Below are 20,100 nucleotides of genomic sequence, written 5' to 3'. Positions count from 1 at the left end.
TCTCCGTTGGTCTTGGAAAGGCCTACATCGCCTTTCCAAACAGAAATGGCAACTGGCGGGGGCCTCTCACCGTGCCCTGTGACCAGGTCACCGTGCCTGCCGGATCAAGGGCGAAATCCGGAATCCGCTTCAGCCATTCCTCCAGCGCAACCTGCATCTCCATGCGTGCAAGGTTGGAACCCACGCAGCGGTGGATGCCGAGGCCGAAGGCGGCATGGCGGTTTTCGCGGCGGTCGATCACGACTTTGTCAGCGTCCGGAAACATCTTGGGGTCGCGGTTGGCGGCCGGGAACGACAGCAGCACCATGTTGCCGGCCTTGACCGGGCAGCCCGAGATCGTGGTCTCCTTGACCACCTCGCGGGCCATGGTCACCGGCGAATAGGCCCGCAGCAGCTCCTCCACGGCGATCGGGATCAGCCCGGGTTCGGCGATCAGTCGTTCGCGGTCGGCCGGCGTTTTCGCGAGATGCCAGAGCGAGGAGCCGATCGCACTCCAGGTGGTGTCGATGCCGGCGATCAGGAGCAGCCGCAGCGAACCCAGCACGTGGGAGTCCTCGAGCGGATTGCCCTCCTTGTCCCTTGCGTTCATGAGATAGGAGATCAGGTCGTTGGTCGGTTTCTTCTTCCGCTCCTCGATATGGGTGCTGAAATAGGCGCTCATCTCCTGCACGGCTTGGAGCAGCTTGCTCTCGTCCTTGATGCCGAGCTCGAGGATCATGTGGATCCAGTTGATGAACAGGTCGCTGTCGCTCTCGGGAATGCCGAGCATGTGGGCAATGGCCTGAACCGGAATATACTTGCTGTAGCGCGCTGCGGCGTCGACCTTGCCATCGGCGATGAACCCGTCGATCAGCTCGTTGCAGATCGCGCGCATCCGCGGTTCCAGCTTCTTCATCGCATCCGGCGTGAACGGCGGCAGCAGCAATTGCTTGGCCGGCTTGTGCACGGGCGGGTCGGAGGTGATCGGCGGAGCCGCGTTCCTGGAAATCTCCGGCCGGACGTCACGAACGATGATGCGGCGCGAGGAGAAATGCTCGGTGTCGTTGGCGATCTCGCGCACGGCCTCATAGGTCGTCGGCATGTAGCAGCCGAGGAACCGTTCGGTGTGCACCACGGGGCTCGCGGCACGCAGCTCCTCCCAGATCGGGAAGGGATCGTCCGTCCATTGCGGATCGGTGTGGTCGAAATCATGGACCCAGTCGGTCACGGGGGGATGGGCGGCGGGCTGGCTGACGTCGGACATAGCAGGAAATCCCTTGGGGCTCGTGTTCACTGAAAGCACGCAAGCGGGCAGGGGCCGCGCTACTCTTCGATCACATCGATCGCAATTTCCGGGCAGTTGGATTTGGCAAGCCAGGCCTTGTCTTCGAGGCCGGGCGGCACGGTGCCGTCGCCGGCCTCATGGGCGTTGCCGTATTCGTCGAGCTCGAACAGCTCCGGTGCGAGCGCCTTGCAGCGCGCGTGGCCCTGGCATTTGTCGGGATCGACGTGAACCCTCAGTCGCTCTGTCATGGCGGCTTCCTCGGTCGTGTGCGCGGGACCCGAAGGCCGCGCGATCCTCATGTCAATTTTATCGGCGGCATTTGCCGTCGCGTTAAGTTATATGCTATTACATTCGCGGCGGGCTTCCCCTGTCAAGCGCAAACTTATAGGCTTGACGTAACATGCGTTCACAACTCGTCCGTAAGCCGGAGAATACCTACCACCATGGCGATCTCCGTGACGCCCTGATCAAGGCCGCGCTGCGCGAGGCGGAGCAGGGCGGCGCCGAGGCGATCAGCATCAAGGCGCTTGCCAAACAGCTCGGCGTCTCGCAGCCGGCGCCGTATCGGCATTTTGCCGACCGTGATGCGCTGCTAACGGCGGTGACGGCGGAGGCGTTCCGGCAGCTCAGTGCACTTCTACGCGCGGCGATGGCGAAGCCGTCGAAGCAATCGAAACTGTCGCGGCTGGCGCAGGCGACGCTCGATTTCGGTCTGCGCCGCAACGGCATCTATCGCCTGATGTTCGCGTCCCGCACCGTGTCATGCGCGGCCAAGGGCAGCGAGCTGCACGACGCCACGCGCGAGACTTTCGCGCTGGTGGTCGAAGCCCTCGAGGCGCCGGCGGTCGGCTTTTTGCGCGAGCGGCAAGCGCTCAAGATCTGGGCGGCGTTGCATGGCGTGGTGATGCTGGCCGAGCAGGGCCTGTTCACCGGCGAGGCCGCGCATGCCACGCGCGAGGAACTGGTCGAGGATTTTGTGAACGAAACGAAGGCCGCGCTCGCTGCTGCGATCAAGGATGCGCGACGTCGGAAAGAGGCCGGCGCCTAGACCTTCGCTTTCAGCAGCCTCATCAGCTTGTCGACCGCGCTGTCCGGAGTCGTCACGACCGGGCGGCCGGTGGCCTCGGCGACCAGCGGCGCGGTTGCCGCGATGCTGAATTGCGCGAGCGCAATGACGTCGCAATCGCGCAAGTCCTCTGACGCCTCGACAATCAACCTGTCGTGCATGGCGCGATCGCCGCGATCGAGCGCCGCCAGCGCGCCCTCGGCGAGTTTCGGCACGACCTGGGCCGCGGCCGGAAATTCCGGTGGCATCGAGGCTAGTGTCGGCGGGAAGGTCGAGAGCAGGCCGATCCGCTTGCCCATGGTCACGGCCTGCTCAATCATCGCCTCGTTCGGCTTCAGCACGGGCATCGGCGCATGTGCGCGCGCGACGGCCTCGATGCAGGGGCCGAAGGCCGAGCAGGTGAACAGGATTCCGTTCGCTCCGGTCGCCGCCGCATAATCGCCGAGCGCAAGGAAGCGCTCGGTCATGACATCGTTGAGCGCGCCGTCGCGGGCCAGATCCGCCGAAAGGCTGTCATCGAGCAGGTTCATCAGCCGTGCCTCTGGCCACGCCTTCGCGAACGCGGCCTCGATCGGCGCGATGGAATGCTTGAGGGCATGGATGAGGGCGATGCGTGGGGGCGTCGTCATTGGAGGTGATTACCTGGCAGGTCTCGCGCCCCGGACGGCAGCGTTGCACGCTGCACGTCCGGGACACGCGTGTTTACTTGAACGGCACCGCGTACATCAAGCCGCCCTTGCTCCAGAGGCCGTTGAGGCCGCGGTCGAGCTTGAGCGGGCTCGCCTTGCCGACATTGCGCTCGTAGATCTCACCGTAATTGCCGGTGGTCTTGATCACCGTCACCAGCCATTTGTTGTCGAGACCGAGCCGCGAGCCGAGGTCGCCGGAGGCACCCAGCAGGCGCTGGATCGCCGGCGTCTGTGACTTCGCCATCTCGTCGACATTGCCTTGCGTGACGCCAAGCTCCTCGGCCTCGATCAGGCCGTAATGCAACCACGTGATGATGTCGCTCCAGACTTCGTCACCGTTGCGGGTGAACGGGCCGAGCGGCTCCTTGCTGATGGTCTGCGGCAGCACGACGTAGTCGGCCGGATTCGGCGCCGCGGTCGTCACCGCGCCGGCGAGCGCGGAGGCGTCCTGGGTCATTGCATCGCAGCGGCCGCCGAAGAAGGTCTGGTACATGGTGTCGACACGGTCGAACACCAGCGGCTTCCAGTCGATGCCGTTGGCGCGGCCGTAATCGCCGAGCGTGACTTCATGCGTGGTGCCCTGCGCGACGCAGACCGTGGCGCCCTTGAGGTCCTTCAGCTCCTTGACGCCGAGGTCCTTCTTCACGACAAAACCCTGGCCGTCGTAGAAGTTGATCGGACCCTGGCGGAGGCCCAGCGTCACGCCGCGCAGATACGTCTGGGTCGAGTTGCGGTAGAGTACGTCGATCTCGCCCGATTGCAGCGCGGTGAAGCGATTCTGCGCGGTCAACGAGACGTAGCGGACCTTGCTGGCATCGCCGAGCACGCCGGCGGCGAGCGCGCGGCAATAATCGACGTCGAGGCCCTTGTAATTGCCCTGCGAGTCCGGCGCGGAGAAACCGGCAAAGCCGGCGCTGACGCCGCAGATCAGCGTGCCGCGGCTCTTCACCGTGTCGAGCGTCGCCGCCGACGCGGCAACCGTCGATGCCGCGAGCATGCTCGCCGCGATAACCACTTTCCTCATCATATGACTCTCCCCTCAGTGATTGACACTACGCAACACGTTGTCGACGGCGGTGCCGAGCTTGTCGACGATCAGATCGATCTCGTCAGCCGAAGCGATATAGGGCGGCGCCAGCAGCACATGGTCGCCACGGACGCCGTCCACGGTACCGCCGCCGGGATAGCAGCCGAGCCCGTTGGCGAAGGCTTCCGCCTTGATCTTCTGGTTCAGCTTGAGCGCGGGATCGAACGAGGTGCGGCCGGTGCGATCGGCGACGAGCTCGATCGCCCAGAACAGGCCGCGGCCCCTGATGTCGCCGACATGGCGGTGATTGCCGAAGCGCTCGGTCAGGCGCTGCTCGAGCTGCTTGCCGCGCTCCTTGACGCGGTCGAGCAGGCGGTCCTCGCGGATCACGTCCTGCACCGCGAGCGCGGCCGCGCAGGCGAGGGGATGCGCCAGATAGGTGTGGCCATGCTGGAACGCGCCGGAGCCCGAGCGGATGGTGTCGATGATCTTGCCGCTCGCGAGCATCGCGCCGATCGGCTGGTAGCCGCCGCCGAGGCCCTTTGCGATCGCCTGGATATCGGGAGCAACGCCCTCCTGCTCCCAGGCGTGTGTCGTGCCGGTGCGGCCCATGCCGCTCATGACCTCGTCGAGGATGAGGAGGGCGCCATGCCGGTCGCAGATCTCGCGCACCGCCTTGAAGTAGCCGTCCGGTGCCGTCACCGCACCGGCGGTGGCACCGACAACGGGCTCGGCGAGGAACGCGGCGACGGTGTCGGGGCCAAGCCGCTGAAATTCGCCTTCGAGTTCCGCGGCCAGTCGCGCCACGAACTGCGCGTCGGATTCGCCCTTGTGCTTCTCGTGATAGGCAAAGGCCGGCGTCACGTGGCTGAAGGCGCCGGACAGCAGGGGCGCATAGGGGGCGCGCCGCCAGGCATTGCCACCGGCGGCGAGCGCGCCGAGCGTGTTGCCGTGATAACTCTGCCGCCGCGCAATGAAGTGCTGCCGCCGCGGCTCGCCGCGCTCGATGAAATATTGCCGCGCGAGCTTGATGCTGGCTTCAATCGCCTCCGATCCGCCGCTGACGAAATAGGCGTAGGCGAGACCGCCGGGTTCATGCCCGACCAGCGTCTCGGCCAGCGCCTCGGCCGGCTCGGAGGAGAAGAAGGCGGTGTGCGCGTAAGCCAGCGTCGAGGCTTGTTTTGCTATCGCCGCGATCACGCGCGGATGCTGATGACCGAGGCAGGAGACGGCTGCGCCGCCGGAAGCGTCGATCACGCGCCGCCCGTCCTCGGCGAAGAGATAGACGCCTTCGCCGCCGATCGCCTTGGGCGGCGTTTCGCGCAACGAACGGTGCAGCACGCGGCTGGTGCGAGCGGCCATGGGTCAACCTTTCTCTGGGACGTAAGTGGAGGCCGCGGCGAGCCGCGCCTCGGTGGTTTCCAGGCGCTTCTTGGCGGCCGCGCCGCCGAGCGAGAATGTTACCGCCGCGAGCGATTGCGCAATCGCGATGGCGCCCGTGAGACTCGGGAAGAAGCCGGGGGACGAGGCCGCCTCGAACAGCAGCACGTGGTCGGCGCCTTCGGCCATCGGCGCCGAGAGGCTGTCCGCGATCGCGATCAGCGCTGCGCCGGCACGATGGGCGGCCTGCGCAACACGGACGCTCGCATGCGTGTAGGGCAGGAAGCCGATGACGATGACGGCTTCGCCGGGACGAAAGGCGCCGAGATCGAGATCGTCGGGGCCGGATGCACCGACGAGTTGCACCTGTTCGGGACGGAACAGCCGAAGCTCGTAGTTCAAGAGCTCCGCGACGCTCCGGCAGCTTCGGTAACCGGCAATCCAGATCCGCTTGGCGTCGTGCAGCGCGCGGGCGGCGTCCGCAATCGGCTGGGCCGGAATGCGCGGGAGGCCTGCGCCCTCGGCCTCGAGCTTGTCGGTGACCAGCGCGACATCGGCGTTCGGGCCGTGACGCCGGCTCTTGGCGCGGCCGGAGAAAGGTGAGATCTGCGACGGCCGCCGCGCTTCGGTGAGTGCCGCGCGCAGTTGGTCCCAGCCGGAATAGCCGATGGCCTTGGCAAGCCGCGTGAATGCGGCCGGGTCGGCGCCAGCCTCGGCGGCAAGATCGCGCATCGAACGGGTGGTGGCGTCGTAGTCATTGGCGGCAACGAAGCGGCCGACCTCCTGCAACCGCAGGGGGAGCGATGGCAACGCAATGCGCAGTTCGCTCAAGGGCGAGGATTTCGCGGGCTCGGCCATGAAACATTTGTTGCACGCTTTTGAGATTGGTGCAACAGTTGACGTGCGCCGCCGGAAATCGTTGCTCGCCAGAAGGATTTTTGTGCTGTGACTTCAGACAGTCCAAGACCGCCGCCCCGCCGTCGCTTCTTCGGCGGATTTGGCCGCCGAGAGCTGCAAGGCCTGTTCTGGCAGGTGCTCGTCGTCGGGATCGTGCTTGGGGTTGTCGCCTTCCTCTGGTCCAACACCGTCACCAATCTCTCGGCCCGCCGCATCACGACCGGCTTCGCTTTCCTCGGCCGCGAAGCCGGCATGCCGATCGCCGACAGCCTGCTCTCTTATAATCCGAGAGACACGTACCTGTGGGCCTTCGTCGTCGGCATCGCCAACACCTTGCGCGTCGCCGTGATCGGCATCGTGCTCGCGACGATCCTGGGCACGCTGATCGGCATTTCGCGTCTCTCCGCCAACTGGCTGTTGTCGCGGCTCGCCGCCGTCTATGTCGAAACGCTCCGCGACATCCCGCTGCTGCTGCAGCTCCTGTTCTGGTACGTGTTGATGCAGGCACTGCCGGCCGCGCGCGCGGCCTGGCGGCCGGTCGAGGGCGTATTTCTGTCCAATCGCGGCCTGATCCTGCCGGCGATTCCGGTCGGCTCGCCGCAGCTCTGGGTGCTCGGTACGGCCGTGCTCGGGCTTGCCGTGTTCTATCTCATCAGGCGATGGCTGATCGCGCAGCAGATGCGCGACGGCAAGCCGCGGCCGGCCTGGCCCTTTGCGGTTGGCTTCATCGTCGCGCTGCCGGCGGCAATGTCCGTGGCGCTTGGTGTGTCCTGGAAGATCGAATGGCCGGAGCTGCGCGGCTTCAACTTCGTCGGCGGGCTGACGCTCGCGCCGGAGTATTTCGCGCTGCTGATCGCGCTCGTGACCTACACCTCGGCCTTCATCGCCGAGATCGTGCGCAGCGGCATCCAGTCCGTGCCGCGCGGGCAATGGGATGCCGCAAATGCGCTCGGCTTGCGCCGCAGCTTCATGCTGCGGCAGATCATCCTGCCGCAGGCGCTGCGCGTCATCGTGCCGCCGATGACGAGCCAGTATCTCAACCTGACCAAGAACTCCTCGCTCGCGGTCGCGATCGGCTACCAGGACGTGGTCTCGGTCGCCAACACCACGTTGAACCAGACCGGGCAGGCGATCGAGGCGATCGCGCTGATCATGGCGGTGTTCTTGACCATCAGCCTCGGCATCAGCTTCTTCATGAACTGGTACAATTCGCGCATCGCGCTGGTGGAGCGCTGAGCATGACCGCGATCACCGATATTCCGGACGCACCGCGGGCCGCCCGCCGCCCGCAGATTGGCAATCCGGCGCTGCGCTGGCTGCGCACCAACCTGTTCTCGTCGATCCCGAACGGCATCCTCACGGTCGTGCTGCTGGCGGTGCTGTCCAAGGGCGTCTTCAGCTTCGTGCAGTGGGGCGTCGCGAACGCCGTCTGGCTGACACCGGCAAATGACTCCAGCGCCTGCAAGGCGGTGCGTGGCCTTGGCGCCTGTTGGGCGATCATTCCCGAAAAATATCGCTTCATCCTGTTCGGCACCTATCCGTTCGACGAGCAGTGGCGACCAGCGCTGTCGGTCGTGCTGTTCATCGCGCTGTTCTATCTCTCCACCCGCCGCGCCCTGTGGCGGCGCGAGCTGGCCTATATCTGGATCGGCGCGCTGGCGCTGATCAGCGTGCTGATGTGGGGCGGGGTGTTCGGGCTCTCCTTCGTCTCGCAGGACCGTTGGGGCGGATTGCCGGTGACGCTGATCCTGGCGACGTTTGGGTTGGCCTTTGGTTTCCCGCTCGGCATCCTCGTTGCGCTCGGCCGGCGCTCAAAGCTGCCGGCGATCCGCTCGCTCTCGGTGCTCTATGTCGAGCTGATCCGCGGCGTGCCGCTGGTGAGTCTGTTGTTCATGGCGAGCGTGATGTTTCCGCTGTTCATGCCCAGTGGCTTCAACATCGACAAGCTATTGCGCGCGCAGATCGCCATCATCCTGTTCGCGGGCGCCTACCTCGCCGAAGTCATCCGTGGCGGTCTTCAGGCCGTGCCGCGCGGGCAATATGAGGCCGCCGACGCACTGGGGTTGTCATATTGGCGCAAGCACCGGCTGATCGTCCTGCCGCAGGCGATTCGCCACGTCATCCCGCCGCTGGTCAACACCTTCATCGCCTTCTTCAAGGACACCAGTCTGGTCCTGATCATCGGCATTTTCGACGTGCTGACGACGGCCAAGACCGCGATCATCGATCCCGCCTGGCAGCAATTCTCGGTCGAGGTCTATATCTTCGTCGCCGCGATCTACTTTGTGTTTTGCTTCGCGATGTCGCGTTACAGCCGTAACCTGGAGGCTCACGCCGGCGCGAGGTGACCCTCGATCACGAAATGCTTATGCCGTGCCTATAACGCGTGCCCGGATTCAAACTGGGAATCCTACGTTGCGAGGCCCACCTGAATATGGCTGGTGGCACTCAACAAGAGGCACGTCACATCATGATCAAGTCTGTTCTCACCGCGTCGGCGATGCTGGTCGTACTTTGCTCTGCCGCATCCGCCCATGACGCAATGAAGCACCAACACATGGCTTCGGCGACCGCCATCCAGGTGTCGGAAGCGCATCGGAACTCCTTCGCTTTCGCACCGACGGAGGAGCCCGTCGCCGATGCGCATCAATATCACGGCGGACCGAAGGTGAACGACTAGGACCTGAGCGGCGCACGGCGGGGGCCGCCAAGCTCCCGCCGGTGCGGCTCAGATTATGCCTTCACCTTGGGATCGATCGGCGTAGAGCCGCGCAGACCCAGAATATCCTCCAACACCTTCGCGCCGGCGATCACCTGCGCATCCGCTCGCGGGGCACCGACGACTTGTACGCCGACCGGGAGGCCAGACGCCGTGAAGCCGCAGGGCAGCGACAGCGACGGGCAGCAGGCCAGCGTGATGGCGTAGACGATGCCGAGCCATTCGACATAGTTCTCGAACTTCTTGCCGGCGCATTCGGCGACATAGCGGTGCTCGATCGGGAAGGGCGGCACGATCGTGGTTGGCGTCAACAGCAGGTCGTAGGTCTTGAAGAACTCGATCGCGCGTGCGGTCATGCCGACGCGCTGCGCTTCAGCGCGCGCGAGCTGCTCGACGGTGAGCTTGAGGCCTTCCTCGATGTTCCAGATCACCTCGGGCTTCAGAAGGTCGCGCTTGGTCCGCAGCAGATTGGCCTTGGTGATCGCGAAATCGAAGGCGCGCAGGACGTGGAAGCATTCATGCGCCTCGCGCCAGTCCGGATGCGCTTCCTCGACGATCGCGCCGGCCTCGGCAAAGCGTTCCGCGGCCTTGCGCGTGATCGCCTTGACCTCGGGATCGACCGGCGTGATGCCGAGATCGGGCGAATAGGCGATGCGCTTCGGCTTCTTGCCTGACTGCGCCGCCGACAGGAACGAGGTCGCAGGCGCGGGCAGCGAGAGCGGGTCGTCTGCATAGTCGCCGCTCATGACATCCAACAGCAGCGCAAGATCCTCGACGTTGCGCGCCATCGGTCCCACCACGCCGAGATTGCGGTCGATCGCCGATTTGGGCGTATGTGCGACGCGCCCGATGCTCGGCCGCATGCCGACCACGCCGCAGAAGGCTGCGGGGCTGCGCAAGCTGCCGCCCATGTCGGAGCCCTGGGCGAGCCAGGCCATGCCGGTGGCAAGCGCCACCGCCGCGCCGCCGGAGGAGCCGGCCGCAGACTTCGTCGTATCCCAGGGATTGAGCGTCGCGCCGAACACTTCGTTGAAGGTGTTGGCGCCGGCGCCGAATTCCGGTGTGTTCGACTTGGCGTAGACGACCGCGCCGTTGCCTTCGAGGTTCTCGACCATGAGGTCGGACTTCGCGGGGATGTTGTCTTTGAAGATCGGCGAGCCCTGCGTATTCAGCACGCCGGCAACGTCGGTGAGATCCTTGATCGGCACCGGCAGGCCCGCGAGCAGTCCGCGCGCGCCGGCCGGCTTCTGCATCAGCGTTTTCGCGTTATCCCGCGCGCGATCGAAGCACAGCGTCGGCAGCGCATTGACCTTGCCGTCGACCTCCTTGACGCGCTTCTCCACCACATCCAGCAATTCGAGCGGCGAGACATCGCTGGAGCGCAGCTTGTCGACGACGGCGCAGGCCGTTTCTCGGATCAAGTCTTGAGACAACTATTTTACTCCTGTGCCTATTGTGTCGTCATTGCGAGCGCAGCGAAGCAATCCAGACTGCCACAGCGGATGCATTCCTGGATTGCTTCGCTGCGCTCGCAATGACGGGAAAAACTAACCCCAGCCCGCGCTGATGCCGCCATCCACGGTATAGATGACCCCCGACGTATATCCGGCGCGATCGGACGCCAGGAACGCCATGAGATCGCCGATCTCGCGCGCATGCGCGGGCCGGCCGAGCGGCAGGCTCTTCTGGAATTCCTTGTAACGGCTCTCATCGCCGAACTGGTGCTTTGCCCGCGTCTTGAGCAGGGTGACGTGGCGATCGGTGCCGACCGGGCCGGGATTGATGCCGACCACGCGGATGTTGTCGGCGAGGCTCTTGCCGCCGAGCGCGCGGGTGAAGGCCATCAATGCGGCGTTGCCGGCGCTGCCGCAGATGTAGTTGGCGTCGAATTTTTCGCCGGCCGCGCCGATGTCATTGACGATGACGCCGCCGCCCTTCGCCTTCATCTGCGCGTAGATCTGCCGCGTCAGGTTGATATAGCCGAACACTTTCAATTCCCAGGCGTGCCGCCAGGTCGCCTCGTCGATCTTGTCGATGGAGCCACCGGGGATGTCGCCGGCATTGTTGACGAGCACGTCGATATCGGCGGCTTCCCTCGCGAGCCGCGCCACGTCCTCGGCCTTGCGCAGGTCCACGATGCTCGTCGCGGCATCGATCTGGTGCGCGGAACGCAGGCGGTCCGCCAGCGCCTTGAGCTGGTCGCCGCTGCGGGCGGCGAGCAGGAGGTTTGCGCCTTCCTCGGCAAACGCCTCGGCGGCGGCTGCGCCAATGCCTTTGGACGCGCCCGTGATCAGGACGCGCTTGCCACGCAGATGCAGATCCATGAAGGGTACTCGCTCGGTGGGAACATCAGGATCAAATCAGTAGGCGCTCGGCCGCGCCACGGTCAACATTGCAGTGCAGCGTTGCACTGCTGCCGAGTTTGGTCCATTGCAGTGCGGTCAAAAAGGCGGCGGCTGCCGGACCAACCAAGGACGTTCTCGATGAGCAAGAAACAATACCGGATTGCAGTCATTCCCGGCGACGGCATCGGCAAGGAAGTGATGCCCGAGGGCCTGCGCGTTCTGGAGGCAGCGGCGAAGAAGCACGGGGTGTCCCTGCATTTCGACCATTTCGACTTCTCGTCCTGGGACTATTACGAGAAGCACGGCCAGATGATGCCCGACGATTGGAAGGAAAAGATCGGCAAGCATGACGCGATCTATTTCGGCGCCGTCGGCTGGCCGGCCAAGATTCCGGATCACGTCTCGCTGTGGGGGTCGCTGATCAAGTTTCGCCGCGAGTTCGACCAGTATGTGAATTTGCGCCCGGTGCGGCTGATGCCCGGCGTGCCGTCGCCGCTGGCGAACCGCAAGCCCGGCGACATCGATTTCTGGGTGGTGCGCGAGAACACCGAGGGTGAATATTCCTCCGTCGGCGGCCGCATGTTCCCGGACACCGACCGCGAGTTCGTCACGCAGCAGACGGTGATGACCCGCACCGGCGTCGACCGCATCCTGAAATTCGCTTTCGAGCTCGCGCAGTCGCGCCCGAAGAAGCACCTGACCTCGGCGACCAAGTCCAACGGCATCTCCATCACCATGCCCTATTGGGACGAGCGCGTGGAGGCGATGGCCAAGAAGTTTCCGGGCGTGAAGTGGGACAAGTACCACATCGACATCCTGACCGCGAACTTCGTGCTGCATCCGGACTGGTTCGATGTGGTGGTCGGCTCGAATCTGTTCGGCGACATCCTCTCCGATCTCGGCCCGGCCTGCACCGGCACCATCGGTATCGCGCCGTCAGGCAACATCAACCCCGAGGGCGATTTCCCCTCGGTGTTCGAGCCGGTGCACGGCTCGGCGCCCGACATTGCGGGGCAGGGCATCGCCAACCCGATCGGCGCGATCTGGTCCGGCGCGATGATGCTCGAGCACCTCGGCGAGAAGGTCGCCGGCAAGTCGATCGTCGATGCGATCGAGCGCACGCTCGCCGAACGCACGCTGCGCACTAAGGACCTCGGCGGCAACGCCGACACGACTGCCTGCGGCAAGGCGGTTGCGGATATGGTGGATTGAGGCGAAGCGAACTGCGTAGAGTGGATTAGCCGAAGGCGTAACCCACCACTGTTCCTATCCGCAGAGACAGAAGAGGTGGGTTACGCCAAGCAGATGAGCTTCGCGCATGCGCTTGGCTAACCCACCCTACACATACGATTTCCGCGCCGGATCGAAGATCGGCGGATAGTCATGCTCGTCGAGCAGATCGAGAAACGGATCGAGCCCCCTGGACTTGATCAGCTCCAGCTCCTGGCGCGAGATCAGGTTCACCGTCAGGATTTCCACCGGATCGCCCGATATCTCAAGCGCCTCGGCGAGGCGCTTATCCGGACCGATGATCGGCGTCAGAAACAGGAACGTCTGAAATTCCGTTCCGGCCATGGGCGGCGAGGGCATCGCGACCCGGTGACCAAAACCGAACCAGGTCGTGTCGATGAACGGCAGATTGGCGAGCCAGCGCAGATTGGCGCAGATCTCCGGCGTCGGCTCGCGGACGTACCACATCAGCTCGGCACGCGGCTTCGCGTCCCCATGCACTCCCGGCATCCGCTGCTCACTCATGCCGTTGGTGAGAAGGACATAACCTTCGTCAGATCCCTCTTCGCACACCGGCACGAAATCGCGGCCAAAGGCGTGGATGTCGATGCGGCGCTCCGCGCGGTCGCTGTGCTCGGGCTCGCCAAGCTCGCTTTCATAGATCGCGAGCCGATGCCGGTAGAAGTCGGTTTCGGGTAACGGCTCGCTCGAGCCGGACATGAGCTTTGCAAGACGGGAGAACATGTGAACCTCGGGGGCGGCTGTGGACCGGGATATTCGCGTCGTCGTGAGACGACGCGGGCCGGTTCAAATCCGCTCCACGAGTGCGGTGATGCTTCGCCTCAGTCCAGACCTCGTTGCGCGATAGTGCACTTGGCCGGGCTATTGTCAGCGATGCACTTCGTTCCCGACTAGCCCGCGATCTTCTCGATCGCAGCCTGATCCAGCCCGAACTTCTTCCCGGCCTCCAGGATTTCCTGCCAGGTGGTCGGGTCGACCGGAATGCCTTCGGCCAGACGCTTCTTCCTGGTTTCGCGCTCGGGGTCGCCGGCGATCTTCACCTTGTCGACGCCGGGGGCGGGCGGCGAGCCGGTGTGCCAGGCGACGAAGCTTTCGACTTCGCGCGCGAGGTTTTCGCCGGTGCCAAGCTTGCCCGGATCGATGATGATCGAGAGCATGCCGTTGAGGACGTTGTACTTGCCGTCGGACGGGCCCTTGACCACCTGCCCGCCGGACAGCGCGCCGCCGAGGATTTCGCACACGAGTGCGAGGCCGGAGCCCTTGTGCTCGCCGAACGGCAGGATGGCGCCGTGCGGCGGGATCACGGTGTAGCGCGGGTTGGTGGTCGGCTTGCCTTCGTTGTCGATGATGGTGCCAGGCTCGAGCTCGACGCCCTTGTTGTGGGCGACGCGGGTCTTGCCTTGCGCGATCCTGCTGGTGGCGAAGTCGAGCACGATCGGATCCTTGCCTCTGCGCGGGATGCCGACACAGAACGGGTTGGTGCCGTGGCGCGCATCGCTGCCGCCCCACGGCGCCACGATCGGGCGCGAGATCACGTTGACGAAGTGGATCGAGACCAGCCCGTGGTCGATGCACTGCTCGGCCCAATGGCCGATACGGCCGATGTGGTGCGAGTTGGAGAGGCCGACGAGACACACGCCGTTGCGTTTGGCGCGCTCGGCAGCCAGCTCCATCGCTTCATGGCCGATCACCTGGCCATAGCCGGTGAGGCCGTCCAGGGTGAGAAGCGGACCGGTGTCGAGCACGATCTTGACATGCTGGTTCACGGCGAGGCCGCCCGTGGTGACGCTCTGGACATAGCGCGGGATCATGCCGACGCCGTGCGAGTCATGCCCTCTAAGATTGGCCTCGACGAGGTTGGTGGACACGAGCTCGGCTTCGCGGTCCGTGGAGCCGCCCGCCTTGACGATGGCACGGACGACGTTGGTGAGCGGCTGTGCCTTGATGGTGCGATAGTCGGCCATTGTTGTTGCTTTTATCCCTTCACGATCCGGCGGCAATGGACCCATGCCGCTTCAATCAGGTTCTCGCTCGCTTCCGGCGTGCGGAAGGCCGAATGCGCCGATAGCGTCACGTTCGGCAGTTTTGTCAGCGGATGGTCGCCGGGCAGGGGCTCGATGTTGAAGACGTCGAGGCCGGCATGGCGGATGTGGCCGGACTTCAGCGCGTCGATCATCGCGGGCTCGTCGACGACCGCGGCACGCGCGGTGTTGATCAGGATGACGCCGGGCTTCATCGCAAAAATCTTCTCGCGCGTGATCATGCCGCGGGTCTCGTCGTTGAGCAGCAGATGCAGCGACACGACGTCGCTTCTCGCCAACAGCGTGTCGAGATCGGTGAACTCGACGCCCGGATGGCTCTTTGGCGACCGGTTCCAGGCGATCACCTTCATGCCTGAGCCGACCGCAATGCGTGCGACTTCCGCAGCGATGCCGCCGAAGCCGATCAGGCCGAGCGTCTTGCCGGTGAGCTGCATGCCGTCCTCGCGCAGCCAGTTGCCGACGCGCATCTCGCGGTCCATCATCGCGATGACGCGGGCGGAGGCCCACATCAGCGCGATCGCGGACTCCGCGACTGCCGTGTCGCCATAACCCTTGATCAGATGCACGGAGATGCCGAGCTCGGCGAGCTCTTCCGGATTCATATAGCTGCGCGCGCCGGTGCCGAGGAACACGACGTGCTTGAGGCCGGTGCATTTCTTCGCGACCTCGGTCGGCAGCGCGGTGTGGTCGACGATGGCGATCTCCGCACCATCGAGGACTTCAGGATATTGCTCGGGCTTGATGTCGGGATCCCTGTGGATCCGCACCTCGGGATCGCCGGGCTTCTCCAGCCGCTCCATGATCACGGCGAGGGCTTCGTTGGCGTCGACGAAAACTCCGCGCATGGCTCTCTCCGATCAGGGCGCGACGCCGGCGATCGCCAGCACGGTGTGCATCAGCACGTTGGTGCCCGCGGCGCAGTCGGGCTGCGTGGCATCCTCCAGCTCGTTGTGGCTGATGCCGTCCTTGCAGGGCACGAACACCATCGCCGCCGGCATGACGGTATTGAGGTTGCAGGCATCGTGGCCGGCGCCGGAAGTGATGCGGCGAGAGGAATAGCCGAGCGTCTTTGCCGCGTTCTCGACCGCCGCGATCAGCTTGGGATCGAAATGCGTCGGCGGCTTGCGCCAGACCAGGTCGATCTTGACCTCGACCTTGCGGCGCGCGGCGATCTCGGCAATTGCGGCGCGAAGATCGCGATCGAGCGCGTCCATGATGGCGCCATCCGCGCTGCGGCAGTCCATGGTGAAGGCGATCTCGCCGGGAATGACGTTGCGCGAGGGATTTGCGATCACGGCCTCGCCGATGGTGCCGACTGCTTTCGGCCCGTGCTTCTTCGCAATGGCCTCCATCGCCAGCACGATTTCGGAGAGTGTCGCGAGCGCATCGCGCCGCAGCGGCATCGGCGTCGACCCGGCATGGCTCTCGAAGCCGGAGATCTTGCCGTCGTACCAGAGCACGCCCTGGCCGGAATCGACCACGCCGATGGTCTTGCCTTCGGCCTCGAGGATCGGACCCTGCTCGATGTGCAGCTCGACGAAGCAGCCGAGCTTCTGGAAGCCGACCGGCTTGTCGCCGCGATAGCCGATGCTGTCGAGCGCCTGGCTGACGGTCGTGCCGTCGATATCCTTGCGCGACAGGATGTCATCGGTGGTGAAATCGCCGACGTAAGCGGCGGACGCCATCATCGCAGGTGCGAAGCGCGAGCCTTCCTCGTTGGTCCAGTTGACGACGCAGATCGGCGCTTCGGTTTCGATGCCCGCGTCGTTCAGCGTGCGGATCACTTCCAGCGCGCCGAGCGTCCCCAGAATGCCGTCATATTTGCCGCCGGTCGGCTGGGTATCTAGATGCGAGCCGATGCCGACGGGCAGCTTCGACATGTCGCGGCCCTTGCGCAGGCCGAACTGTGAGCCGAGCGCATCGGTGTGCACCTCGAGGCCGGCGTCCTCGCAAGCCTTGCGGAACCAATCGCGCACCTGCTTGTCTTCGCTGCTCAGCGTCAGCCGCCGCACACCGCCCTTGGCCGTCCCGCCAAACTGGGCGGTCTCGTGGATGGAGCCCCAGAGGCGGGCGGAATCGATTTGCAGATTGGTGGCGGCTCGGCTCATGCGGTCAGTCTCTCTTTTGTCCGGCGCCTTTTTCAATGACGCGCCGGCGCGGACTCGTCAACCGCGAGGCTGCTCTGCGCAATCTGCCGTGCGAGCTCGGCGACGCGCTCCACCGCGACGACGTCAGGCGAGGCGAGCCAACTCGCCGTGAATGTCAGCGGCGCGATCGCAAGATCGGTGTCGAGCAGTTGCAGCCGCCCGTCGGCGAGCTCGTTCTCGACGATGGCGTCGGGGATCACGGCGATGCCGAGCCCCTCGACCGCCATGTGGATGACGGTCGCCAGCGAAGCAGATGCATGGAGCCGGATCGGCGGCAGCTCCGGCCGGTCGAACACCTCACGCACGACCTCGTATGGCTTGGTCTTGCGCGGGAAAGTGATGATCGGAAACCGCGCAAGCTCCGCCGGCGTCACCGGTCCGTTGCCGAGACCGAGCGAGGGGCTTGCGAGAAAGCCGATCGGATAATCGGCGAGCACGCGATTGTGGACGCCCGGGGCCGACAGCGGCCCCACCACGAAGGCAAGCTCGATCTCCTGCGCGAGCAGGCGCGCGGTGAGGTTCGGCGTGATGTCGACCTCGATCTCCAGCGACAGGTTCGGATAGACTTCGTTCATACTTTTGACGAGCCGCGGCAGCCAGGTGTGCACGATGGTCTCGGCGACGCCGAGGCGCATCACGCCGCGCATCGCCGAGCGGTCGCCGACCTCGGCCATCATCTGGGCGCGCAGACCGATCAGCTTCTCGGCATAGACCATCATCTGCCGGCCGCTCGGCGTCGGCGAAGCAACGCGATGATCGCGGTTGAGGAGCTTCACGCCCATCTCGCGCTCGAGCTGGGCGATGCGCTGGGAGATCGCCGGCTGGGTCGTATTGAGCCGTGCTGCGGCGCCGCGAAAGCTGCCGAGCTTCACAACCCAAAGGAAAGTTTCGATCGACCTGAAGTCCAGCATTGAGAAGGATTTTCCCGATCGATAAATTGAATTTATCGATATCGATTAGAAAGGAAGATTAGACTTTATAGCATGCTTGGTGTTGGCTGTCTTTGTCGAGTTTATAGGCAGGTCGAACAAATGACTGTTTTGGTGGCAGCGCAGCAAACTGAAACGCCCGACACGCTCCCGAGCCGCCAGGCGCGGCTCGCCTATCGCGGCGGCCAGGTCGGATCTACCGCCGGCGTCGCTCCCGGCTTCGTCCAGGGCAATCTGGCGATCCTGCCGGCCGAATACGCCGGCGCCTTCCACCGCTTCTGCCAGCTCAATCCGAAACCGTGCCCGATCATCGGCATGTCCGACGTCGGCAGCCCGCACATCCCCGCACTCGGTGCCGATCTCGACATCCGCACCGACGTGCCGCGCTACCGCGTCTGGCGCGACGGCGAAGTGGTCGACGAGCCGACCGACGTGACCAAGCATTGGCGCGACGATCTCGTGACCTTCGTGCTCGGCTGCTCGTTCTCGTTCGAAGAGGCGTTGCTCGACGAGGGCATGCCGATCCGCCACATCGAGCAGAACGTGCGCGTGCCGATGTACCGCACCAACATCGCCTGCGGCGAGGCCGGTCCGTTCGCCGGTCCCATGGTGGTGTCGATGCGTCCGTTCAAGCCGGCCGATGCGATCCGCGCGGTGCAGATCACCTCGCGTTATCCCGCCGTGCACGGTGCACCCGTGCATCTCGGGCATCCGCACCTGATCGGCATCAAGGATCTCGCCAAGCCGGACTACGGCGATCCCGTGCCCGTCGCCGACGACGAGATCCCGGTGTTCTGGGCGTGCGGCGTGACGCCGCAATCGGTGATCAACGCCGCCAGGCTACCATTCGCGATCACGCATTCGCCCGGCCTGATGCTGGTGACGGATCTGAAGAACCGGAACATGGCCGTGATTTAGTAGGCAGCGTTTGCTGCTTCTTCGGGCTTTACCGCATCCATCAATCGCTCCATTCGATCAGTCGAAATTTAGTAACAGGGGACTTTTGCCATGACGATCTCTCGCCGTGACGTGCTGCTAGGAGCCACCGCCACTGCCGCGTTGGTGCCGCTCGCTGCACGCGCCCAGACCTCGGAGGTCGTGATCGGCGTCATCTATCCGTTCTCCGGCGGCAGCGCGCAGCAGGGCGTTGACGCGCAGAAGGCCTATGAGACCGCGCTCGAGGTCATCAACAAGGACACCGATTTCGATCTGCCGCTGGCCAAGGGCGAGGGTCTGCCGGGCCTCGGCGGCGCAAAAGTCCGCCTCGTGTTCGCCGACCATCAGGCCGATCCGCAAAAGGGCCGCGCCGAAGCCGAGCGTCTGATCACGCAGGAGAAGGTCTCCGCGATCATCGGTACCTATCAGAGCGCGGTCGCCGTCACCGTCAGCCAGATCTGCGAACGCTACCAGATCCCGTTCGTCTCGGCCGACAACTCCTCGCCGAGTCTGCATCGTCGCGGCCTCAAATATTACTTCCGCGCCGCCCCGCACGACGAGATGTACTCGGCTGCGATGTTCGACTTCTTCGATGCCATGAAGAAGAAGGGCACCAAGATCGAGACGCTGTCGCTGTTCCACGAGGATACCATCTTCGGCACCGATTCCGGCAACGCCCAGGCCAAGATCGCCGGCGAGCGCGGCTACAAGATCGTCACCGACATCAAGTACCGCGCCAACTCGCCCTCGCTCTCGGCCGAGGTGCAGCAGCTCAAGACCGCCAATGCCGACGTGCTGATGCCCTCGAGCTACACCACCGACGGCATCCTGCTGGTCAAGACCATGGCCGAACTGGGCTACAAGCCGAACGCGATCGTGGCGCAGGACGCCGGCTTCTCGGAGAAGGCGCTCTATGATGCCGTCGGCGACAAGCTCGAAGGCGTGATCTCGCGCGGTACCTTCTCGCTCGATCTCGCGCAGAAGCGTCCCATGGTCGGCAAGATCAACGAGATGTTCAAGGCGCGCTCGGGCAAGGACTTCAACGACCTCACCTCGCGCCAGTTCATGGGCCTGATCATCCTGGCCGACGCCATCAGCCGCGCCAAGTCGGCCGACGGCGAGAAGATCCGCGATGCACTGGCCGCGACCGATATCCCGGGCGAGCAGACCATCATGCCCTGGAAGCGCGTCAAGTTCGACGAGGCCGGCCAGAACAACGACGCCGACCCGGTGCTGCTGCAATATGTCGGCGGCAAGTTCGTCACCATCTTCCCGCCGCAGGCCGCGATCGCCGAGGCGATCTGGCCGATGAAGTAGACGCTGCGGGAGCAGGGGAGCAAATCGAGATCGTCGCACGAGCCTCGTCATTGCGAGGAGCGAAGCGACGAAGCAATCCAGAGTGTCTCCG

General features: G+C 64.7%; 20 protein-coding genes. 7 read left to right on the top strand and 13 right to left on the bottom strand.

Going from position 1 to position 20,100, the window contains the following annotated elements; genetic code table 11:
* Positions 1–22: 22 nt before the first annotated feature.
* Entirely contained in the window at positions 23–1,243 is a 1,221-nt protein-coding gene (locus BJ6T_RS33025) for a cytochrome P450 (RefSeq protein ID WP_014496916.1), read from the bottom strand.
* A 59-nt stretch (positions 1,244–1,302) separates the two neighbouring features.
* Positions 1,303–1,512, bottom strand: coding sequence for a ferredoxin (locus BJ6T_RS33020; protein ID WP_007607931.1), 210 nt, complete (start codon positions 1,510–1,512; stop codon positions 1,303–1,305).
* A gap of 152 nt (positions 1,513–1,664) precedes the next feature.
* On the opposite strand from BJ6T_RS33020, the gene BJ6T_RS33015 reads away from it, so the two are divergent.
* Positions 1,665–2,312: a TetR/AcrR family transcriptional regulator gene (locus tag BJ6T_RS33015; protein ID WP_014496915.1), complete on the top strand. Its 648-nt coding sequence runs from the start codon at positions 1,665–1,667 to the stop codon at positions 2,310–2,312.
* Here the strand turns inward: BJ6T_RS33015 and BJ6T_RS33010 are convergent.
* The 4 genes from BJ6T_RS33010 to BJ6T_RS32995 all read right to left on the bottom strand — a co-directional run bounded on the left by BJ6T_RS33010 (position 2,309) and on the right by BJ6T_RS32995 (position 6,284).
* The gene (locus tag BJ6T_RS33010; protein ID WP_014496914.1) at positions 2,309–2,959 is read right to left on the bottom strand and encodes an aspartate/glutamate racemase family protein; all 651 of its coding nucleotides are present in this window, start codon (positions 2,957–2,959) and stop codon (positions 2,309–2,311) included. The two genes, BJ6T_RS33015 and BJ6T_RS33010, sit on opposite strands and share 4 nt — an antisense overlap.
* 73 nt (positions 2,960–3,032) lie before the next feature.
* Positions 3,033–4,046 carry an amino acid ABC transporter substrate-binding protein gene (locus BJ6T_RS33005; protein ID WP_014496913.1) on the bottom strand — a complete coding sequence of 338 codons (1,014 nt, stop codon included), beginning with the start codon at positions 4,044–4,046 and terminating at the stop codon, positions 3,033–3,035.
* 12 nt (positions 4,047–4,058) lie between these two features.
* Complete coding sequence (locus BJ6T_RS33000; RefSeq protein ID WP_014496912.1) at positions 4,059–5,408, bottom strand: aspartate aminotransferase family protein; 1,350 nt, start codon at positions 5,406–5,408, stop codon at positions 4,059–4,061.
* A 3-nt stretch (positions 5,409–5,411) separates the two neighbouring features.
* Positions 5,412–6,284 carry a MurR/RpiR family transcriptional regulator gene (locus BJ6T_RS32995; protein WP_014496911.1) on the bottom strand — a complete coding sequence of 291 codons (873 nt, stop codon included), beginning with the start codon at positions 6,282–6,284 and terminating at the stop codon, positions 5,412–5,414.
* 87 nt (positions 6,285–6,371) lie between these two features.
* Here BJ6T_RS32995 and BJ6T_RS32990 point away from each other — a divergent pair, with 87 nt between their 5' ends.
* The 3 genes from BJ6T_RS32990 (at position 6,372) to BJ6T_RS46095 (ending at position 9,003) form a co-directional block, all read left to right on the top strand.
* Positions 6,372–7,559, top strand: coding sequence for an amino acid ABC transporter permease (locus BJ6T_RS32990; protein WP_014496910.1), 1,188 nt, complete (start codon positions 6,372–6,374; stop codon positions 7,557–7,559).
* A gap of 2 nt (positions 7,560–7,561) precedes the next feature.
* Positions 7,562–8,671, top strand: coding sequence for an amino acid ABC transporter permease (locus BJ6T_RS32985; protein WP_014496909.1), 1,110 nt, complete (start codon positions 7,562–7,564; stop codon positions 8,669–8,671).
* Between the two features lie 122 nt (positions 8,672–8,793).
* Positions 8,794–9,003: a hypothetical protein gene (locus tag BJ6T_RS46095; protein ID WP_028157136.1), complete on the top strand. Its 210-nt coding sequence runs from the start codon at positions 8,794–8,796 to the stop codon at positions 9,001–9,003.
* 53 nt (positions 9,004–9,056) lie between these two features.
* Here BJ6T_RS46095 and BJ6T_RS32980 read toward each other — a convergent pair whose 3' ends face one another.
* Both BJ6T_RS32980 and BJ6T_RS32975 read right to left on the bottom strand, forming a co-directional pair.
* Positions 9,057–10,475: an amidase gene (locus BJ6T_RS32980; protein WP_014496908.1), complete on the bottom strand. Its 1,419-nt coding sequence runs from the start codon at positions 10,473–10,475 to the stop codon at positions 9,057–9,059.
* Between the two features lie 114 nt (positions 10,476–10,589).
* On the bottom strand, positions 10,590–11,366 hold the full coding sequence (locus tag BJ6T_RS32975) for an SDR family oxidoreductase (protein WP_014496907.1): 777 nt from the start codon (positions 11,364–11,366) through the stop codon (positions 10,590–10,592).
* Between the two features lie 159 nt (positions 11,367–11,525).
* On the opposite strand from BJ6T_RS32975, the gene BJ6T_RS32970 reads away from it, so the two are divergent.
* On the top strand, positions 11,526–12,599 hold the full coding sequence (locus tag BJ6T_RS32970) for a tartrate dehydrogenase (protein WP_014496906.1): 1,074 nt from the start codon (positions 11,526–11,528) through the stop codon (positions 12,597–12,599).
* Positions 12,600–12,725: 126 nt separating this feature from the next.
* Here the strand turns inward: BJ6T_RS32970 and BJ6T_RS32965 are convergent, their stop codons facing one another.
* The 5 genes from BJ6T_RS32965 to BJ6T_RS32945 form a co-directional block, all read right to left on the bottom strand.
* A complete protein-coding gene (locus BJ6T_RS32965; RefSeq protein WP_014496905.1) occupies positions 12,726–13,361 on the bottom strand; it encodes a suppressor of fused domain protein in 636 nt (211 codons plus the stop codon).
* Positions 13,362–13,528: 167 nt separating this feature from the next.
* The gene (locus BJ6T_RS32960) at positions 13,529–14,602 is read right to left on the bottom strand and encodes a malate/lactate/ureidoglycolate dehydrogenase (RefSeq protein ID WP_014496904.1); all 1,074 of its coding nucleotides are present in this window, start codon (positions 14,600–14,602) and stop codon (positions 13,529–13,531) included.
* Between the two features lie 11 nt (positions 14,603–14,613).
* The gene (locus BJ6T_RS32955; protein ID WP_014496903.1) at positions 14,614–15,525 is read right to left on the bottom strand and encodes an NAD(P)-dependent oxidoreductase; all 912 of its coding nucleotides are present in this window, start codon (positions 15,523–15,525) and stop codon (positions 14,614–14,616) included.
* Positions 15,526–15,537: 12 nt separating this feature from the next.
* A complete protein-coding gene (locus BJ6T_RS32950; protein ID WP_014496902.1) occupies positions 15,538–16,788 on the bottom strand; it encodes a Zn-dependent hydrolase in 1,251 nt (416 codons plus the stop codon).
* A 32-nt stretch (positions 16,789–16,820) separates the two neighbouring features.
* Positions 16,821–17,738 carry a LysR family transcriptional regulator gene (locus BJ6T_RS32945; RefSeq protein WP_014496901.1) on the bottom strand — a complete coding sequence of 306 codons (918 nt, stop codon included), beginning with the start codon at positions 17,736–17,738 and terminating at the stop codon, positions 16,821–16,823.
* A gap of 120 nt (positions 17,739–17,858) precedes the next feature.
* Here BJ6T_RS32945 and BJ6T_RS32940 point away from each other — a divergent pair, with 120 nt between their 5' ends.
* Both BJ6T_RS32940 and BJ6T_RS32935 read left to right on the top strand, forming a co-directional pair.
* Positions 17,859–18,674, top strand: coding sequence for a putative hydro-lyase (locus tag BJ6T_RS32940; protein ID WP_014496900.1), 816 nt, complete (start codon positions 17,859–17,861; stop codon positions 18,672–18,674).
* Between the two features lie 90 nt (positions 18,675–18,764).
* Positions 18,765–20,009 (top strand): ABC transporter substrate-binding protein, encoded by a 1,245-nt coding sequence (locus BJ6T_RS32935; protein WP_014496899.1) that lies wholly within the window; start codon positions 18,765–18,767, stop codon positions 20,007–20,009.
* The last annotated feature ends 91 nt before the right edge of the window (positions 20,010–20,100 follow it).

The organism is Bradyrhizobium japonicum USDA 6 (genome assembly GCF_000284375.1).
In the GTDB taxonomy this organism is placed as follows: domain Bacteria; phylum Pseudomonadota; class Alphaproteobacteria; order Rhizobiales; family Xanthobacteraceae; genus Bradyrhizobium; species Bradyrhizobium japonicum.
The sequence above is the reverse complement of the archived record's forward strand: the minus strand, read 5'-3'. Positions and strand labels throughout refer to the sequence as shown.

Bases quoted from the DNA above. Each gene is read 5' to 3' on its own strand.
- BJ6T_RS33020 (WP_007607931.1), bottom strand. From the start codon at position 1,512: ATGACAGAGCGACTGAGGGTTCACGTCGATCCCGACAAATGCCAGGGC.
- BJ6T_RS32940 (WP_014496900.1), top strand. From the start codon at position 17,859: ATGACTGTTTTGGTGGCAGCGCAGCAAACTGAAACGCCCGACACGCTC.
- BJ6T_RS33025 (WP_014496916.1), bottom strand. From the start codon at position 1,243: ATGTCCGACGTCAGCCAGCCCGCCGCCCATCCCCCCGTGACCGACTGG.
- BJ6T_RS32965 (WP_014496905.1), bottom strand. From the start codon at position 13,361: ATGTTCTCCCGTCTTGCAAAGCTCATGTCCGGCTCGAGCGAGCCGTTA.
- BJ6T_RS33000 (WP_014496912.1), bottom strand. From the start codon at position 5,408: ATGGCCGCTCGCACCAGCCGCGTGCTGCACCGTTCGTTGCGCGAAACG.
- BJ6T_RS32945 (WP_014496901.1), bottom strand. From the start codon at position 17,738: ATGCTGGACTTCAGGTCGATCGAAACTTTCCTTTGGGTTGTGAAGCTC.
- BJ6T_RS33005 (WP_014496913.1), bottom strand. From the start codon at position 4,046: ATGATGAGGAAAGTGGTTATCGCGGCGAGCATGCTCGCGGCATCGACG.
- BJ6T_RS46095 (WP_028157136.1), top strand. From the start codon at position 8,794: ATGATCAAGTCTGTTCTCACCGCGTCGGCGATGCTGGTCGTACTTTGC.
- BJ6T_RS33010 (WP_014496914.1), bottom strand. From the start codon at position 2,959: ATGACGACGCCCCCACGCATCGCCCTCATCCATGCCCTCAAGCATTCC.
- BJ6T_RS32935 (WP_014496899.1), top strand. From the start codon at position 18,765: ATGACGATCTCTCGCCGTGACGTGCTGCTAGGAGCCACCGCCACTGCC.
- BJ6T_RS32970 (WP_014496906.1), top strand. From the start codon at position 11,526: ATGAGCAAGAAACAATACCGGATTGCAGTCATTCCCGGCGACGGCATC.
- BJ6T_RS32955 (WP_014496903.1), bottom strand. From the start codon at position 15,525: ATGCGCGGAGTTTTCGTCGACGCCAACGAAGCCCTCGCCGTGATCATG.
- BJ6T_RS32960 (WP_014496904.1), bottom strand. From the start codon at position 14,602: ATGGCCGACTATCGCACCATCAAGGCACAGCCGCTCACCAACGTCGTC.
- BJ6T_RS33015 (WP_014496915.1), top strand. From the start codon at position 1,665: ATGCGTTCACAACTCGTCCGTAAGCCGGAGAATACCTACCACCATGGC.
- BJ6T_RS32975 (WP_014496907.1), bottom strand. From the start codon at position 11,366: ATGGATCTGCATCTGCGTGGCAAGCGCGTCCTGATCACGGGCGCGTCC.
- BJ6T_RS32995 (WP_014496911.1), bottom strand. From the start codon at position 6,284: ATGGCCGAGCCCGCGAAATCCTCGCCCTTGAGCGAACTGCGCATTGCG.
- BJ6T_RS32985 (WP_014496909.1), top strand. From the start codon at position 7,562: ATGACCGCGATCACCGATATTCCGGACGCACCGCGGGCCGCCCGCCGC.
- BJ6T_RS32950 (WP_014496902.1), bottom strand. From the start codon at position 16,788: ATGAGCCGAGCCGCCACCAATCTGCAAATCGATTCCGCCCGCCTCTGG.